The organism is Syntrophales bacterium (assembly GCA_035363115.1).
Lineage (GTDB): Bacteria > Desulfobacterota > Syntrophia > Syntrophales > PHBD01 > PHBD01.
Genome location: DAOSEM010000004.1, coordinates 99365 through 116432 on the forward strand (window position 1 = coordinate 99365; position 17068 = coordinate 116432).

General features: G+C 64.3%; 17 protein-coding genes. 13 read left to right on the forward strand and 4 right to left on the reverse strand.

Annotated features, from left to right (window positions below):
* Window positions 1-13 precede the first annotated feature (13 nt).
* The gene (locus PLO63_10180; protein HOI74503.1) at window positions 14-589 is read right to left on the reverse strand and encodes a flavodoxin family protein; all 576 of its coding nucleotides are present in this window, start codon (window positions 587-589) and stop codon (window positions 14-16) included.
* Window positions 586-1491: an MBL fold metallo-hydrolase gene (locus PLO63_10185; protein HOI74504.1), complete on the reverse strand. Its 906-nt coding sequence runs from the start codon at window positions 1489-1491 to the stop codon at window positions 586-588. The genes PLO63_10180 and PLO63_10185 overlap by 4 nt, the downstream gene beginning before the upstream one ends.
* A 324-nt stretch (window positions 1492-1815) precedes the next feature.
* Between PLO63_10185 and PLO63_10190 the strand changes: the two genes are divergently transcribed.
* Both PLO63_10190 and PLO63_10195 read left to right on the forward strand, forming a co-directional pair.
* Window positions 1816-2451, forward strand: coding sequence for a DUF799 family lipoprotein (locus tag PLO63_10190; GenBank protein HOI74505.1), 636 nt, complete (start codon window positions 1816-1818; stop codon window positions 2449-2451).
* 8 nt (window positions 2452-2459) lie between these two features.
* Window positions 2460-2915 (forward strand): NAD(P)H-dependent oxidoreductase, encoded by a 456-nt coding sequence (locus PLO63_10195; GenBank protein HOI74506.1) that lies wholly within the window; start codon window positions 2460-2462, stop codon window positions 2913-2915.
* Between the two features lie 33 nt (window positions 2916-2948).
* Here PLO63_10195 and PLO63_10200 read toward each other — a convergent pair whose 3' ends face one another.
* Both PLO63_10200 and PLO63_10205 read right to left on the reverse strand, forming a co-directional pair.
* Complete coding sequence (locus tag PLO63_10200) at window positions 2949-3944, reverse strand: potassium channel protein (protein ID HOI74507.1); 996 nt, start codon at window positions 3942-3944, stop codon at window positions 2949-2951.
* A 117-nt stretch (window positions 3945-4061) separates the two neighbouring features.
* A complete protein-coding gene (locus tag PLO63_10205; GenBank protein HOI74508.1) occupies window positions 4062-5243 on the reverse strand; it encodes a cytidine deaminase in 1182 nt (393 codons plus the stop codon).
* A gap of 473 nt (window positions 5244-5716) precedes the next feature.
* On the opposite strand from PLO63_10205, the gene miaB reads away from it, so the two are divergent.
* From miaB to PLO63_10260, 11 genes are all read left to right on the forward strand, one after another.
* Window positions 5717-7093 (forward strand): tRNA (N6-isopentenyl adenosine(37)-C2)-methylthiotransferase MiaB, encoded by a 1377-nt coding sequence (gene miaB, locus PLO63_10210; GenBank protein HOI74509.1) that lies wholly within the window; start codon window positions 5717-5719, stop codon window positions 7091-7093.
* 31 nt (window positions 7094-7124) lie between these two features.
* Window positions 7125-7625 carry a bifunctional nuclease family protein gene (locus PLO63_10215; GenBank protein ID HOI74510.1) on the forward strand — a complete coding sequence of 167 codons (501 nt, stop codon included), beginning with the start codon at window positions 7125-7127 and terminating at the stop codon, window positions 7623-7625.
* Window positions 7626-7754: 129 nt separating this feature from the next.
* Window positions 7755-8690, forward strand: coding sequence for a tyrosine recombinase XerC (locus PLO63_10220; GenBank protein ID HOI74511.1), 936 nt, complete (start codon window positions 7755-7757; stop codon window positions 8688-8690).
* The gene (hslV, locus tag PLO63_10225) at window positions 8687-9277 is read left to right on the forward strand and encodes an ATP-dependent protease subunit HslV (GenBank protein ID HOI74512.1); all 591 of its coding nucleotides are present in this window, start codon (window positions 8687-8689) and stop codon (window positions 9275-9277) included. The genes PLO63_10220 and hslV overlap by 4 nt, the downstream gene beginning before the upstream one ends.
* Before the next feature lie 10 nt (window positions 9278-9287).
* A complete protein-coding gene (hslU, locus tag PLO63_10230) occupies window positions 9288-10670 on the forward strand; it encodes an ATP-dependent protease ATPase subunit HslU (protein ID HOI74513.1) in 1383 nt (460 codons plus the stop codon).
* A gap of 101 nt (window positions 10671-10771) precedes the next feature.
* The gene (gene argB, locus PLO63_10235; GenBank protein HOI74514.1) at window positions 10772-11662 is read left to right on the forward strand and encodes an acetylglutamate kinase; all 891 of its coding nucleotides are present in this window, start codon (window positions 10772-10774) and stop codon (window positions 11660-11662) included.
* A gap of 19 nt (window positions 11663-11681) precedes the next feature.
* Window positions 11682-12869, forward strand: coding sequence for an acetylornithine transaminase (locus PLO63_10240; GenBank protein HOI74515.1), 1188 nt, complete (start codon window positions 11682-11684; stop codon window positions 12867-12869).
* Window positions 12866-13780, forward strand: a complete 915-nt coding sequence (gene argF, locus PLO63_10245; GenBank protein ID HOI74516.1) for an ornithine carbamoyltransferase — start codon at window positions 12866-12868, stop codon at window positions 13778-13780. Before PLO63_10240 ends, argF begins: the two co-directional genes overlap by 4 nt.
* 76 nt (window positions 13781-13856) lie before the next feature.
* Window positions 13857-15224: an argininosuccinate synthase gene (locus PLO63_10250; protein ID HOI74517.1), complete on the forward strand. Its 1368-nt coding sequence runs from the start codon at window positions 13857-13859 to the stop codon at window positions 15222-15224.
* A gap of 11 nt (window positions 15225-15235) precedes the next feature.
* Window positions 15236-16630 carry an argininosuccinate lyase gene (gene argH / locus PLO63_10255; GenBank protein HOI74518.1) on the forward strand — a complete coding sequence of 465 codons (1395 nt, stop codon included), beginning with the start codon at window positions 15236-15238 and terminating at the stop codon, window positions 16628-16630.
* On the forward strand, window positions 16611-17060 hold the full coding sequence (locus PLO63_10260; protein ID HOI74519.1) for a hypothetical protein: 450 nt from the start codon (window positions 16611-16613) through the stop codon (window positions 17058-17060). Before argH ends, PLO63_10260 begins: the two co-directional genes overlap by 20 nt.
* Window positions 17061-17068 lie beyond the last annotated feature (8 nt).

The following is a 17068-nucleotide window of genomic DNA, read 5'->3' on the forward strand; positions in this document are numbered from 1 at the left end:
TCGCTCCTCCCCGTCAGCCGTTGATTTTCTTCAGAAGCCAGGCCATGTTCCGGCCCAGGTCCTTCATGGTCTGCACCCCCTCCTGGTCCTTGAGGACGTCGCCGGGGTCCCGGCCGACCCCGAGGCTCCAGTAGCTCGACCCGGGCATGACCGTCTGCATGTAGTGTAGAAACAGGTTCATGGAATTGAAGGCGGGGACGGCGCCGGCGCGGCGGACGGCCACCACGGAGGCGGCGACCTTGCGCTTGAGCATGTAGTCGTTGGCCCGGCCGACGAATCCGCAGCGCTCGATGAAGGCCCGCATGCCCGCCGACACGTCGGAGAAATAGGTCGGGGAGCCAAGGAGAATGCCCTCCGCGTCCAGCATCTTTCCGATCACCTCGTTGACCATGTCCTTGTCGACGGAGCATCGCCGGTCCTTGTTCTTGAAGCATTTGTAGCAGGCGAGGCAGCCCTGGGGGGCCCGGCCGGCCATCTGGATCAGTTCCGTTCCGATTCCCTCGGCCTTCAGCTCATCCAGAACCAGGTTCAGGAGGATGGCGGTGTTCCCGTCCTTGCGGGCGCTTCCATTCAGCGCGACGACCTTCATGATGATTCTCCTTTCGTGGATTCACGGCTCCTGCGGAGCAGGAGCCGGCAGCAGCCGATGATGTTCTCTTCTGGATACAGGGTCAGCTCGTCCCGATAGCTCGCAGTGTAGAGATCGCGGAGGATTTCCTCGTCCGGCCGGGAGTCGCCGAGGATCCGCTCCCGGATCTCCCGGGCGGCCCGGCGGGCCTCCGCGAAGGCCCGGGACACCTCTTCGGCGCCCGAGAAGGTTCCCTGGTGGGGGAGGCCGATGAACCGGGGCCTCAGGGCCTCGAACCGGTCGATGGTTTTCATGTAATCGGCATAGCCGGTGAAGTAGATGGGGAAGAATCCCTGACCCGGCAGCAGGTAGCCCAGGCTGTCGGAGACAAGCAGGACGCCGGTCTCCGGGACGTGGACGGCCAGGTTGCCCGGGGAGTGTCCCGGGGCGTCCAGGAAGACCAAGGTCCGCCCGCCCAGGTCGATCGATTCGCCTTCGCTCACGACCCGGCAGCCTTCCAGGGATGGAGGTTCCGCGAGGGTCGGTCGGTCGGTCCGCAGGCCCTTGCCGGCGAGGAACCGGGTGATGAAGCGGTCGTCCGCCACGAGCGAGGCGCCCGTGCGGGGATGGGCCAGGAACTCCGGAGCCCCCTCCCCGGCGATGACGGTCGCGCCGGGAAAGGCTTCCCGCAGGGCGGGAAGGCCGTTGATGTGGTCCGCATGGGGGTGGCTGACGACGAGAAAATCGGGACGGACCCCGAGGGAGGAAAGCTGGCCGATGACGAGGTCGGCCGTGGCGGATACGCCGGCCTCCACCAGGGCGGATCGGTCCGTGCCTTCGATCAGGTAATGGTGGAAATAGTCGTGTCCCAGGACAGTCAGACCTTCGGCGAGGCGAAGCGGATACTGCCGGTTTCGCTCCATGGGCAAGGCGTGTCCTCCGGATTCGTTGATGCGGCGCGGGGTTCCCGAAGACCTTGCCACAACCGCCCGTGAAAATCAACCCGCTGACCACCGCCCGTCGATGATTCGATCCCCCGCTTCGGTAACATTTTTCTGTAAGGCAACGGGCGCCTCCGATAACGGGTCGGATTTGTTTTCCATGTTGTACGACAAAGAATCCGGCTGATTTTTCAGAGCGCCTGTTGCCTCTCGCTTCCGGGAGGAGACCCTGCAACCTGGCGATTGACAAGCCGTGCCGCTGCGGATAGATAAAGGCCGTTCGCAAATCGGGGGAGGTGGAACATCATGGGAAGAAGATCGCTGCTCGTCCTGTCGGGGCTGATCCTGGTTCTCGTTACCGGCTGCGCCCCGCCGGTGATTCACAAGATCAACGCCTCGCGGGAATTTGACGCGGCTCGCATTCAGCGCATCGCCATCCTGAACTTCGACCGCGGACCGGGAATAAACCTGGCGCGGGAAGTCCTGGTCGACAAGTTTACCGCCGCCCTTGTGGATTCAAGGTTCCGGATCGTGGATCGGACGGACACGAGGAAGATCATGGAAGAGGCCAAGTTCCAGCAGGCCGGCGGGGCAATGATCGATGAAACGACCCGGGAAAAGCTGCGCCAGCTCGGCGCCGACACGATCCTGACGGGAACCCTCCACACCTACCAGGAAGAGCGGAAGGGCAACTTCGTCCTCTACTCGGAAGTCCACCTCACCGCCAAGCTCCTCAAGGTGGAGACGGGCCAGGTGCTCTGGTCCGGCGAGATCATGAAGCGGTCCAAGGCGAAGAACCTGGGAGAAAAGAAGCTCCTGAGCATGATCGACCGCGAGTCCGAGGCCGATTCGGCGGGAAAACTCCTGGACGACATCATCTCCGACATGGCCGATTCCTTCAAGGAAAAGAAGCCTTTCCTGGAAAAGATCAAGGTCTGGTGATCCATACCATGCCCCGAATCCTGATTGTCTATTCCTCCCAGACGGGCAACACGGAGCGGATGGCCCGGGCCGTGGCGGAGGGCGTGGGGCAAATCGAGGGTGCCGTTGCGGTCCTGAAGCGGGCCGGCGACGCGACCCTGGACGATCTTCTAGCCGCCGACGGCCTGGCCGTCGGGACACCCGAGAACTTCGGCTACATGGCCGGGGCCGTGAAGGACTTCTTCGACCGGACCTTCTATCCCGCCCAGGACAAGGTCTTCCGGAAACCCTACGCGGTCTTCGTCAGCGCCGGAAACGACGGAACGGGAGCCCTGGCGGCGGTCGAGCGGATCGCCCTGGGGTACAAGTTCAAGCGGGTCATCGAACCGGTCATCTCCCGGGGAGCCCTCAAAGAGGAGGTCCTGGAGCAGTGTCGGGAGCTGGGCGGGGTCCTGGCCGGCGGGTGCGAGGCGGGGATTTTCTGACGGAGCCGGCTGGTCTGTCCGCAAACCCGGTAGTCACGTAAGGCAGACCCGCGAAAGGCGCGCCACGTTCTCGTCCTCCCCCATGGCGATGAGCTTGTCCCCCCGTTCGATCACGTAGGTCGCCAGCGGGTTGAAGATCATCCTCCCCGACTCTTTCTTGACCGCCACGATGATGAGTCCGTATTTCAGGCGGATCTCCGAATCCTCCAGTGTCTTGCCGATGATGGACGAGCCCTCGCAGACGTTCATCTCCTCCATGCGCAGTTCCAGGCTGGCCCGGTTGGTCGTGATCTCGATGAAGTCCAGCATCGCGGGCCGCAGGATGGCCATGGACATCCGCATGCCCCCGAAGGTGTAGGGGGACATGACCCGGTCGGCCCCGGCCCGCAGGAGGCGGTGTTCCGAGGCCTCGTCCTCGGAACGGGAGAGGATCCAGACGTTCGGGTTGAGTTCCTTGGAGGTCAGGATCACGTACAGGTTTTCGGCGTCCGAGGGCAGCACGCAGACAACCCCCCTGGCCCGCTTCACCCCCGCCTCGATGAGGCACTTGTCCTGGGTGGCGTCGCCTTTGCAATAGATGAACCCCTCTTCGGCGATTCGCTCGATCACCTCGGCGCTGCTGTCGATCACGACGAAGGGGACCTTTTCCGCCTTCAGCTCCCTGCCGATGAGGTGCCCGATCCGCCCGCAGCCGCAGATGATGTAGTGATTGCTCATTTTTTCGATCATTTTTTCCAGCCTTCCTCTCCCGAGAATGATCCGCAGCCTTCCCTCCACCATGTTCTGAGCCAGGAGTCCCACGGTGTAGAACATCGTTCCCACGCCGAGCAGAATCAGAACGATGGTGAACAGCCGGCCCTGCAGGGTGCGGGGCATGAAGTCGCCGTAGCCGACCGTCGAGATCGTGACGACGGTGGCGTAGAATGAATCCAGGATCTCCCAGCCCTCGGTGGCGTGGTACCCGAGCGTACCCATCAGAATGAGGATGACGAGACCCGTGGCGGCAATCCTGAGCTGGTGGCTGAACATGATTCGAATCGTTCCCCGATGAAACGGCCTGCGTTGCGGGCATCGGGTCCTCCGGCTCATGGGATCCGGAGTGCCCGAACGGTCAGGGCAGAAACCGGTGCAGCTTCGGGATGCCCCCTACTGCAACGGGAAGACGTAGGGCAGGAGCTCCGAGACCGTCACCGTCCGGTATCCGCCGCTCCCATCCTCGATCAGCACCAGGGTCTCCCCGCCGAACTCATAGAGAAGCTGTCGCTCTTCCGCCGTCGGGGCGGCCAGCTTGTCGCCCGGCTGGAGGTTCACCGCCGCCCGGAACCGGGTCTCCCCGGCGGCTACAGCGTTGTGGACCGCGACGGACAGGGCCGTCTCCGTGTAGGGGAAGATGCCGTTTTCGATGTTGCACCCGGTGTAGATGTTGCCCGAGGCCATCAGGACGGCCGCTCCCACGGGGAAGTTCGAGTAGGGCGCGTAGGCGAAGCGGGAAGCCTGCCGGGCGCTGTCCCGGAGCCTCTGCATCTCGGCCGCGGAGAGCTCCTCCACGAACCAGCGGCGGTAGATCTTCTCGTACGTTCCATCCGTGCGGATCCGGAAGAGACCCTCGTTAAGCCAGGAGAGCAGCTCACGGTCGGTCTTCCGGACGGCGTAGTAGAGGGAGGAGACCATTACGGGCGTGCTCAGGGGGTGAATGTTTTTGAGGCCGTGCTTCTTCATGTTGTAGAAGGCGGTTTTTTCCGAGCCGATGAAGGCCTCCGCCTCTCCCTTCGAGAGGGCCAGGAGGGCGCTGGTCTCCGTGTCGAACAGGACCGTTTTGATTCCCTTTTCCTCCGCCAGGCCGACATAGAGAGACCCCTTCTGGGTTGCGGCCTTGTGGTTCTTGAGATCGGCGGGAATCCGCCAGGGCTTTCCCGCCGTCGTGAAGAGGCTGACCTTGAATTCCGTCAGGGGCAGGTTCGGGAACAGGTAGCGATCCTTCCGCTCTCCGGTCTTCTTCATTCCCGAGGTCACATGGACCTTCCCGGTGTCGAGGTCCTTCTGCGCCTTCTCCCACTGCATGGGCTTGAGGACCAGCTTCACGTCCCGCCCCTGGAGGACGGCCTCCAGGACGTCGATGTCGAAGCCCCTCGGCCGTCCTTCTTCGAGATACGTGTACGGGGGATAGTCCTCGTCGAACGCATAGACGACCTCCCGGGGGGCCGCCGTGGCGGACGTCCCGGAGAGGAGGACCCAGAGGGCCACAAGGAGGGCCGTCAGCATCGGGAAAGCGGAAAACGGAGGCGTCTGTTCAGGGAAGAGGGGCCGTGTTCTGGATGCGTGAATCATCGTGTTCCTCCTTTATCAGCGGTCCTTCCGGACGGGATTGCCGTCCGCCGGTTCAGGGAACCTGGTTTCCCGCCGGCCTATTGGTGAAGGGGTTTGTTTTTTCTGTCAAGAACAAAGGCGTGTCAGGGCGGTTTTCCCGGATGACGAACCGGCCCGGCCGGGGGGCGAGCCACCGACCGGACTCCGGGGCTCACCGGCCGCGATTTTCCTCTGAAAAAAAGTTGACGGACGGGGAAAAACTCCATATGCTTCCCCACGTTTCGTCCTTTCCCTCGGCGGGGACGCGGCGGGTCCGACGGAGCTGACCGGAACGGGTTGGTTCCTGTTCCGGTGAGCCCGTCGAACCGGGCGCACCGTGCCTCTGGTTTTTTTCGACGCCGTCTGGAAGATTGCACACTTGGCTTTTCATGAAACGTCGTGGATAAGGGAGTGCCGGAACGGGCTGCTGTTTCCCGTTGCGGCGGCTATTGGATATGGAAACGGGAACGCAACGGAAAACCTTCTTCATCCGGACCTTCGGGTGCCAGATGAACGTCCATGACGCAGAGCAGATGGCGGACCTTCTGTGCAAGGCCGGATGGGAAGAAGCGGCCGGCGAACGCCAGGCCCGCCTGATTCTCATCAATACCTGCAGCATCCGGGAAAAGGCCGCCCAGAAGGTGTACAGCCTCCTGGGGCGCCTCCAGGAGGCGAAACGGCGCCGGCCGGACCTGATGATCGGCGTGACCGGGTGCCTCGCCCAGCAGCTGGGCCCGCAACTGGTCAGGAAGATCCCCGCCGTGGACCTCGTCGTCGGAACGCATCAGGCCCACCGCCTGCCGGAATTCGTCCGGACCGTGGAGGAAGGGGGCCGGGTGGTCGAGACGGCCTTCAACGATTCAGTCCCTTGCCTGCATCGGATCGTCCTGCCGCCGGCGGGGACCGTCAGCGCCTTCGTGACGATCATGCAGGGCTGCAACAACTATTGCGCCTTCTGCGTCGTTCCGTACCTCCGGGGCAGGGAGGAGAGCAGGCCCTGCCGGGAGATCCTGGAGGAGATCCGGCTCCTTGGCGGACGGGGCGTTCGGGAGGTGGTCCTCCTGGGGCAGAATGTCAATTCCTACGGGCGGAATCTCGTGGAAGGGATCGATTTTGCAGACCTGCTCCGGGAGATTGCCGGGGTGGAGGGGATCGAGCGGATCCGCTTCACCACGTCCCACCCGAAGGACCTGTCGGACGGGCTGATCCGGGCTTTCCGGGATATCGAGCCCCTCTGCGAGCACATCCATCTGCCCGTCCAGTCGGGCTCGGACCGGGTGCTGGCCCGGATGAACCGCCGCTATACCCGGGAGGACTACCTCGGGAAGGTGGCGCGCCTGCGGGAGGCCTGTCCGGACGTGGCCGTCTCGTCGGACATGATCGTGGGCTTCCCGGGCGAGACGGAAGTGGATTTCGAGGATACGCTGGCCCTGATGGAGGACGTTCGCTTTGACAGCCTCTTCTCCTTCAAGTATTCCGAGCGGGAAGGAACGGCGGCGCTCCTTCTGGACGGCAGGGTGGACGAGCGGGTCAAGAGCCGCCGGCTCCGGATCCTCCAGGATCTCCAGGACCGTCACACGCTCTTGAAGCATCAGCGCGACGTGGGGCGAACCCTGGAGGTACTGGTGGAAGGGACCAGCCGGAACAGCGATGAGGACCTGACGGGAAGGACCCGGACGAACCGGATTGTCAATTTCCCGGGCGACAGGGCCTGGATCGGCCGGACCGTGATGGTGGCGATCCGGGAAGCCTTCCTCCATTCCCTCAGAGGTGAAGCGGTTCTGCCGGGGCTGCGGGTCCCGGCGCGGCCGATGAACCCGAAGGCGGCATGAACGGAGGAAAACCGGGGAGGGGTGGCAAGCGATGATGGTCGAGATGAAAGTGGCGGGCCTGACGATCGATCCGGTGACGAATACGCCCATCGTGATCCTGAAGGACCAGGAAGAAAAGAGAATTCTGCCGATCTGGATTGGGCTCTTCGAGGCCAGCGCCATTGCCACGGAGCTGGAGGGGATCAACTTCTCCAGGCCCATGACGCACGATCTGATCCGGGACATCCTGGCAAACCTCGGGGTCGAGGTGCTGAAGGTCGAAGTCCATGACCTCCGGAACAACACCTTCTTCGCGAACATCCACCTCCTCCGGGAGGGAAAGACGCAGGTCATCGATGCCCGCCCCAGCGATGCCCTGGCCCTGGCGCTCCGGGCGGGTGCTCCCATCTATGTGGAGGAGCGGGTCATCGAGAAATCCCGGAGCATCGACGTGGGGACGAAGATCACCGACCTGGAGAAGGAAAAGGAAGATAAACTGAAGGATTTTCTGGAAAACCTGGATCCCGACGACTTTGGAAAATACAAGATGTAGCATTGGCGGTTCCGGATTTCCGAGGGAATTTACCGGTCCGGGATCCCGGCGGTAGAACCTTCCTGCCGCGAAGACCGGGCGCCTGCGGGCGGCCGGCGTTCTTAAACACGGTATTTCTCGGGGCACTGGATGACGGAGGAAGCCCTCGCCGCCTTCGAGCGGCACCTGCGGGTGGAGCGGAATCTCTCCCCCCAGACGATCCGGGCATACATGGCGGACCTTGGGCAGTTCCGAGGATTCCTGGCCCAGGGACCCGCGGGCCGGCAGGGAGGCGGGGATCTCCTGGAGCGGGCCGATTCCCTGGCCCTTCGGAGCTACCTGGCGGACCTGTACCGGAGGAAGCTCCGGAAGACGTCCATCGGCCGGAAGCTGGCGGCCCTGAAGACGTTCTACGCGTTCCTCCTGCGCGAGGGAAGGATCCGGACCAGCCCGGCGGAGTTGATCCAGGCGCCGAAGGCGGAGAAATACGTCCCGAAAGTGCTGTCGGTGGACGACATGTTCGCCCTCCTGGGGGACCTCTTCGATGCCGGGCCCCTCGGACGGCGTGACCGGGCGATCCTGGAGCTTTTCTACGGGTCCGGGATCCGCCTGAGCGAGCTGGCTGGACTGAACGTTCAGGATGTGGATCTGGCCGGGAGCCTGGTGAAGGTGCGGGGCAAGGGCGCCCGGGAGCGCCTCGTGCCGCTGGGACCGCCCTGCCGCGAGGCCCTGGAGCGCTGGATCCGGGAGAGGCACGTCCTCGCCCGGCAAGAAGGGACGGGAAGCGAGACCCCCCTGTTTCTCAACCACTCGGGGGGGCGGCTGTCGGGGCGTTCCGTGGCCCGCCTTCTGGACGGCTACGTGCGGAAGAGCGGGATCGGGCGGAAGATCAGCCCCCATGCGCTCAGGCACAGCTTCGCGACGCACCTTCTGGACGCCGGGGCGGATCTCCGGTCCATCCAGGAAATGCTGGGACACAAGAGCCTGTCGACGACGCAGAAATACACCGCCGTCAGCATCGGCCGACTGCTGGACGTATATGACCGGGCCCATCCGAAGGCCCGGGAAGGAGAAGAGGAACCATGAAGATTCGCGGGACCACCATCGTGGCCGTCCGGCACAGGGGAAAAGTCGTCGTGGCCGGCGACGGCCAGGTGACCGTGGACATGACCGTCATGAAGCACGGAGCCCGGAAGGTGCGGCGGCTCTACCACGACGATGTCGTCGTCGGTTTCGCCGGGGCCACGGCCGATGCCTTTACCCTTTTCGAGCGTTTCGACCAGAAGCTCGAGCAGTTCAACGGCAACCTCCTCCGGGCCGCGGTGGAGCTGACCAAGGACTGGCGGACCGACCGAGTGCTCCGGCACCTGGAGGCCCTGATGATCGCCGTGAGCCGCGACGCGTTCCTGATGATCTCGGGAAGCGGGGACGTCATCGAGTCGGACGACGAGGTGATGGCCATCGGCTCCGGGGGACCCTATGCCCTGGCAGCCGCCCGGGCGATGGTCCGCCACGCCCCCGATCTCGAAGCAGCCGAAATTGCCCGGGAGTCGGTCCGTATCGCCTCGGAGATCTGCATCTACACGAACGACCAGGTCATCGTGGAAGAGCTGGACATGTCGGAGGAGCCCGACGCGGGGACCCGCGTTCATCGGGCCCGCAGGAAGGAGTAACCGTTTTCCCATGTCGGACAGACCGTTGACGCCCCGCATGATCGTGGAGAGGCTGGACCGCTACATCATCGGGCAAAAGGACGCCAAGCGCGCCGTGGCCATCGCCCTCCGGAACCGCTGGCGGCGGCAGAACGTATCGGGAGAGCTCCGGGACGAGATCTCCCCGAAGAACATCATCATGATCGGTCCTACCGGGGTGGGGAAGACGGAGATCGCCCGACGCCTCGCCAAGATCGACAACGCGCCGTTCCTGAAAGTGGAGGCCTCCAAGTTCACCGAGGTGGGCTATGTGGGGCGGGACGTGGAGTCCATGATCCGCGACCTCGTGGAGCTGGCGGTCAACATGGTGAGGACCGAGGAACAGGAAAAGGTCCGGGTGAAGGCCGCCGAGCTGGCGGAGGAGCGGCTTCTGGACATTCTCCTGCCGCTCAGGCCCGTGGAGAAGCGGCCGGAGGAGATCCTTGCGGACCACTCCGCCCGGGGCGACGAGGATGTCCCTCAGCAGAGAAGCGGCGCGACCCGGGAGCGTTTCCGGCGGCTCCTCCGGGAAGGGCACCTGAACGACCGGATGGTGGAGGTGGAGATCCAGGAGACCCGGGCCGCCCCGATGGTGGAGATCTTTTCCAGCGCCGGTATGGAGGACGTGGGGATGAACCTGAAGGACGCCTTCGGGAGCCTCTTTCCCCAGAAAAAGACGATGAAGAAGGTGACCGTCCCGGAGGCCCTCGAAATTCTCTCCCAGGAGGAGGCGGCCCGTCTGGTTGACATGGACAAGGTCACCCGGACGGCCTTGGAGCGGGTGGAGCAATCGGGGATCGTGTTCCTCGACGAGATCGACAAGATCGTCGGCAGCGAGGCCCCTCACGGTCCCGACGTCTCCCGGGAAGGGGTCCAGCGGGATCTTCTGCCCATCGTGGAGGGGTCCAATGTGAACACCCGTTACGGCATGATCCGGACGGACCACATCCTGTTCATTGCCGCGGGCGCCTTCAGCATGGTAAAGCCCTCCGACCTGATCCCGGAAATGCAGGGGCGCTTTCCCATCCGGGTGGAGCTGGATTCGCTGGGTCGCGAGGAGTTCATCCGGATCCTGACGGAGCCGCACAACGCCCTGATCCGGCAGTACGTGGAGATGATGGCCACGGAGGGGGTGGAACTCCGGTTCAGCGAGGACGCCATCGCGGAAATCGCCGAGACGGCGGCCCTGGTGAACGAGCGGACTGAAAACATCGGCGCCCGGCGCCTGTATACGATCATGGAGACCCTCCTGGACGAGATCTCCTTCGACGCGCCGGAGATGGAAGTGAAAGCGGTGGACATCACTGCCGAATACGTGCGGGAAAAGCTGGAAGACATCGTCGAGGACGAGGACCTGAGCCGGTATATCCTCTAAGGGGACGCGCCCCTGCGAACTCGGGCCGATCAGGGCAAAAGACCGTGAGGGGACGGATATGAAACCATCCTCCCGATCGGCACAGGCAGGAGACAAAAGCGATGAACATGCTGGAAAAATCGGTGGAGCGGGCGGAGATCCTCATGGAGGCCCTGCCCTACATCCGAAGGTTCTACAACAAGACCGTCGTCATCAAGTACGGCGGCCACGCGATGCTGGACGAAGAGCTCAAGGAGGGCTTCGCCAAGGACGTGCTCCTGATGAAGTACATCGGCATCAACCCTGTTGTGGTTCACGGCGGAGGACCCCAGATCGGGACGCTCCTGAAGAAGCTCGGGAAGGACTCGAAGTTCGTCCGGGGCCATCGGGTCACCGACGCGGAAACCATGAGCATCGTCGAGATGGTCCTGGTGGGGACGGTGAACAAGGAGATCGTGGGCCTCATCAACCGCCACGGCGGCAGGGCGGTGGGCCTGAGCGGCAAGGACGGCGGCCTGATCCTTGCCGAGAAATACAGCCTCAGCGAGGAGAAGTCCAAGGACACCCCATCGGAGATCATCGACCTGGGCCTCGTGGGAAAGGTGAAATCGATCAACGCGGAGCTCGTCCTGTCCCTGACGCGCGACGGGTTCATTCCGGTCATCGCCCCCACCGGGGCCGGCGAAGCCGGGGAGACCTACAACATCAACGCAGACATCGTCGCCGGCGAGATGGCGGCGGCGCTGAAGGCGGAGAAGCTGGTCCTCCTCACCGACGTGTCGGGGGTTCTCGACGAGCAGAAGGAGCTCATCAACACGATGACGAACCGCCAGGCCCTCGACATGATCGATGCCGGCGTGGTGGACGGGGGCATGTTTCCCAAGGTCAAGTGCTGCCTGAAGGCCCTCAAGGGAGGAGCCGCAAAGGCCCACATCATCGACGGACGGCTGAAGCACGCCATCCTCCTCGAGATGTTCACGGACTCGGGGATCGGCACGGAAATCGTCCAGTAGGAAAGGAAAACGGAAAAGAATGAACTCCCAGGAATGGATGCAGCGGTTCGACCGGTCCGTCATGGGGACCTACAAGCGGTACCCCATGATCCTGAGCCGGGGCGAGGGATGCCGGGTCTGGGACCTGGAGGGGAAGGAATACCTCGACTGCGTCGCCGGGATCGCCGTCTGCAGCCTCGGCCACAGCCATCCGAAGGTCGTCGAGGCCATCCGGAAGCAGGCGGGCATCCTCACGCACGTTTCGAACCTGTACTATACAGAGGCCCAGGGCCTCCTGGCGGAGCGCCTCGTCCAGGCGTCCTTCGCCGGGAAGGTCTTCTTCTGCAACAGCGGCGCCGAGGCGAACGAGGCGGCCATCAAGCTGGCCAGGAAGTACGGGAACGAGGTCCTCGGCGGGAAGAACGAGATCATCACGATGGAGGGCTCCTTCCACGGCCGGACGCTGGCCACGATCACGGCGACGGGCCAGGCAAAGTTCCAGGCCGGCTTCGAGCCCCTGCCGGCGGGATTCCGCTATGTGCCCTACAACGACCTTTCCGCCCTGGAGGCGGCCGTCGACGGGAAGACCTGTGCGGTTCTCGTCGAGCCCGTTCAGGCGGAGGGAGGCGTCCGGGTCCCCGATCCGGGATACCTCAAGGGCGTGCGGGAGATCTGCGACCGGAAGGGAATCCTCCTGATCCTCGACGAGGTTCAGACGGGCATGGGCCGGACGGGAACGTTCCTGGCCCACGAGGCGGAGGGCATCACCCCGGACATCGCGACCCTGGCAAAGGCCCTGGGGAACGGCTTTCCCGTCGGGGCGATGCTGGCCACGGACAGGGCGGCCGCCGCCTTCGCGCCGGGAAACCACGCCTCCACCTTCGGCGGCAACCTTCTGGCCATGGCGGCAGGCCTGGCGGTCGTATCGGTCCTTCTGGATGAAGGCCTCCTGGTGCGCGCCGCGGAGGCCGGGCGTTATTTTATCGAGAAGCTGCGGGCGCTCAAGGAAAAGCACGCTTCGATCCGGGACGTCCGGGGAAAGGGACTTCTCCTGGGCGTGGAGATGGACCGGGAAGTCGCCGGAATCCTGACCCGCTGCTCGGAGAAGGGTCTCCTGGTCGCTACGGCGGGGACTCATGTCGTGCGGTTCGTACCGCCTCTCGTCATCACCGCCGCCGAAATCGACCGGGCGGTGGAGATCCTGGACGGCGTTCTGGAGGAGCCATGAAGCGGGACCTGCTGACGGAATTCGACCTGACCATCGAGGAATTCGACCGGATCTTCGCCCGGAGCGGCGAGATGAAGGCGGATCTCAGGCAGGGGCGCCCCCACCGCTCCCTTGCCGGGCAGGTGCTGGGGATGATCTTCGAGAAGTCTTCGACCCGCACGCGGCTATCCTTCGAAGTGGCCATGATCCAGCTTGGCGGGACGGCCATTTTTCTCTCCAGCCGTGACATCCAGATCGGACGGGGGGAAACGGTGGCCGACACCGCCCGGATCCTCTCCCGGTATGTCGACGGAGTCATGATCCGGACCTTCGGCCAGGAGGTCGTGGAGGAATTCGCCCGGTACGCGACGATCCCCGTCATCAACGGCCTGACGGATCTCCTGCATCCCTGCCAGATCCTGAGCGACCTCTTCACCGTCATCGAGAAGCGGGGAGGCTACGAGGACCTCAAGATCGCCTATGTGGGGGACGGGAACAACATCGCCAATTCCTGGCTGAACACCGCCGCCCGGCTTCCGTTTCACCTGGCGCTGGCCTGCCCGGAGGGGTACGAGCCGGACCGGGGGATCCTGGACCGGGCCGTCCGGGAAGCCCCCCGCTCGGCCGTCCTTTTCCGGGATCCCCGGGATGCCGTCCGGGATGCCGACGTCGTCTACACGGACGTCTGGGCAAGCATGGGGCAGGAGGGCGAAAAGGCCGTCCGGGCAAAGGCATTCCAGGGTTATTGCATCGACGAGGCGCTCCTCGAACGGGCAAAGCCGGATGTCGTTGTCATGCACTGCCTGCCGGCCCATCGCGGGGAGGAAATCTCCGCCGCCGTCATGGACGGGCCGCGTTCCATCGTTTTCGACCAGGCGGAGAACCGCCTGCATGTACAGAAAGCAATCCTGGAGATGCTCATGGGCCGTTAGAGACGGCCCGGACGAGACCGGAGGACACTCTCGCTTTCAGGCTCCAGGGAGTTCAAGAACACAGGAGGATTCAATCATGGTGCAACCGGTGAAAAAAGTGGTTCTTGCCTATTCGGGCGGGCTCGACACATCCGTCATCGTCCAATGGCTCATCGAGACGTACGGCTGCGAGGTCATTGCCTTCGCCGCCGACGTGGGACAGAAGGAGGAACTGGACGGGCTCAGGGAAAAGGCGATCAGTACAGGGGCCAGCCGATGCTACATCGACGATCTCCGGGACGAGTTCGCCCGGGACTTCATCTTTCCGGCGCTGAAGGCCAACGCCATCTACGAGGGGGTCTACCTCCTGGGAACATCCCTGGCGAGGCCGCTGATCGCCAAGCGGCAGCTCGAGATCGCAACCCTCGAGGGCGCCGACGCCGTCTGCCATGGCGCCACCGGCAAGGGAAACGACCAGGTGCGCTTTGAGCTGACCTACATGGCGCTCAATCCGAACATCCGGATCATCTCCGCCTGGAAGGATCCGAACTGGATCTTCGATTCCCGGGACTCGATGTTCGACTACGCGGAGAAACACGGTATTCCGCTGCCGCTGACGAAGGACAAGCCCTATTCGAGCGACCGGAATTCGCTGCACATCTCCCACGAGGGGGCGATCCTGGAGGATCCCTGGGCGGAGCCGCCGGAGGACATCTTCGTCCTCACCGTCTCGCCGGAAGCCGCTCCGGACAAGCCGACCTACGTGGAAATCGACTTCGTCAAGGGGGTTCCCGTGGCGGTCGACGGCGTCCGCATGCTGCCGGCGGAGTTGATGGACCACCTGAACACGATCGCCGGAGCCAACGGCGTCGGCCGGGTGGACATGGTGGAGAACCGGTTCGTGGGCATGAAGTCCAGGGGCGTGTACGAGACCCCCGGCGGCACCGTGCTGTGGGCGGCCCACCGGGCCCTCGAGTCGATCACGATGGACCGGGAGGTCATGTTCATGCGGGATTCACTGATTCCCAAGTACTCCCAGCTCGTCTACAACGGCTTCTGGTATGCCCCGGAAATGCAGGCCCTGCAGTGCTTCATCGACCAGACCCAGGAGAACGTCACCGGAACGGCCCGGATCAAGCTCTACAAGGGAAACTGCATCGTCGTCGGCAGGAAGTCCCCCCTGACCCTCTATCGCGAGGACTTCGCGACGTTCGAGAAGGACCAGGTCTACAACCAGATGGACGCCACGGGATTCATCCGGCTGAACGCCCTCCGGCTCCGGATCAAGGCCATGGTTGAGCAGGAAAGGATCCGCCAGGATGGGGAGCGGCGTGGTGTCGAGCGCCGTCTCAGCGAGCGGAGGAACGGCGACCGGCGGGGAGCGAAGGTACCCATCCAGAAGGATGCGCGGGCTTCGGAGCGCCGCAGGGTGGGCCGTCGCACGAAGGAACGCCGGCAGAAATAGGAAGAAAAACGATGGCGCGAAAGGAAAAGCCCTGGGGAGGGCGCTTCAAGGGAGGGACGGACCGGGAGGTGGAGGCATTCACGGCCTCCATCGCCTTCGACCGCCGCCTTTACCGCCACGACATCGAGGGCAGCATTGCCCATGCCCGCATGCTGGCCCGGCAGGGCATCCTGACCGCCCGGGAGGAGAAGGCCGTCGTCGCGGGCCTGAAGGGAATCCGGAAGGACTTCGATCGGGGGGCTCTGACCTTCGCCGACGCCGACGAAGACGTCCACATGGCCGTGGAGAAGGAACTGATCCGGCGCATCGGGGACGCCGGGGCGAAGCTCCACACAGGGCGGAGCCGCAACGACCAGGTGGCCCTGGATCTCCGCCTCTACCTGAGGGAGGAGATCGGCCACATCCTGGAGGGCATCGGGGGACTCAAGGAAGCCCTGGCGGACCTGGCCGGGAGGGAGATCGACACGGTCCTGCCGGGTTACACCCATCTGCAGCGGGCCCAGCCGATCCTGCTGTCGCATTACCTCCTGGCCTACCGGGAGATGCTGGACCGGGACGAGAGCCGATTCCGGGAGTGCCGGGTCCGGGTCAACGTGATGCCCCTCGGGGCGGGCGCCCTGGCCGGGACGGGGATCCCCATCGACCGGCGCGTCACGGCGGAGCTCCTGGGATTCCCGGAGATGACCCGCAACAGCCTGGACGCCGTTTCGGACCGGGACTTCGCGGCGGAGTTTCTCTTTGACTGTGCCCTGCTCATGATGCACCTGAGCCGGTTCTGCGAGGACCTGATCCTGTGGTCCACGGAGGAGTTCCGGTTCATCGAGATCTCCGACGCCTTCACCACCGGCAGCAGCCTGATGCCCCAGAAGAAGAACCCCGACGTGGCGGAGCTTGTCCGGGGAAAGACGGGCCGGATCTACGGCCACCTGGTGGCCCTCCTGACCGTGCTCAAGGGGCTGCCGATGACCTACAACCGGGACCTCCAGGAGGACAAGGAGCCGGTGTTCGACGCGGTGGACACCGTCCGGGCGAGCCTGTCGATATTCACCCGGATGCTGGGGCAGGTCACCTTCCTGCGGGACAGGATGGAGGAGGCCGCGGCGGGTGGATTCTCTACGGCCACAGACGTGGCGGAGTACCTCGTCAAGGCGGGGGTTCCCTTTCGGGAGGCTCATGGAATCGCCGGCCGGATCGTTGCCTTCTGCCTGGAGCAGGGCAAGACCCTGGAGGCGCTGACGCTGGAGGAGTACCGGGCCTTTCACAAGGACTTCCGGGAGGACATCCACGAGGCGGTCACGGTTCGCCGTTCCGTCGGCGCCCGGGACATCCCCGGCGGGACTTCCGGAAAAGCTGTCCGGCAGAGGCTCCGGGAGATCGGGAGGCGGCGTGCGCGGACGAAGCGTTGAGAAGCTGGTGATCCTGGTCCTGTCGCTCGTGATCGCGGTGGCCTGGACCGGGTGCGGCAAGAAGGGCGATCCCCTTCCGCCGGATCTGGTGCTGCCGGCGGCGGCCCACGATCTCCGCATCGGGAAGGACGCGGAGAGCATCCGCGTTTCCTGGCTCCTGCCGGAGAGGGAGCGGGACATCCGCCGGGTCGTCATCCAGCGCAGCGAGTTCCAGACGGTGCTGGACCGGTGCCCTGATTGCCCCCGGGATTTCCTGATCCTGGCCGATCTTCAGCCGGGAGATCCGCGGCTTGAACGGACGGGAAATCGCGCAATGGCCTACGTGGACCGCGACGTCCGGAGCGGGCGGCTGTACATGTACCGGATTGTCGTGTGCAACAGCAGGGGAGCGTGCAGCGATCCGTCGCTGCCCGTAGAGATCAAATTCTAAACGGGGCG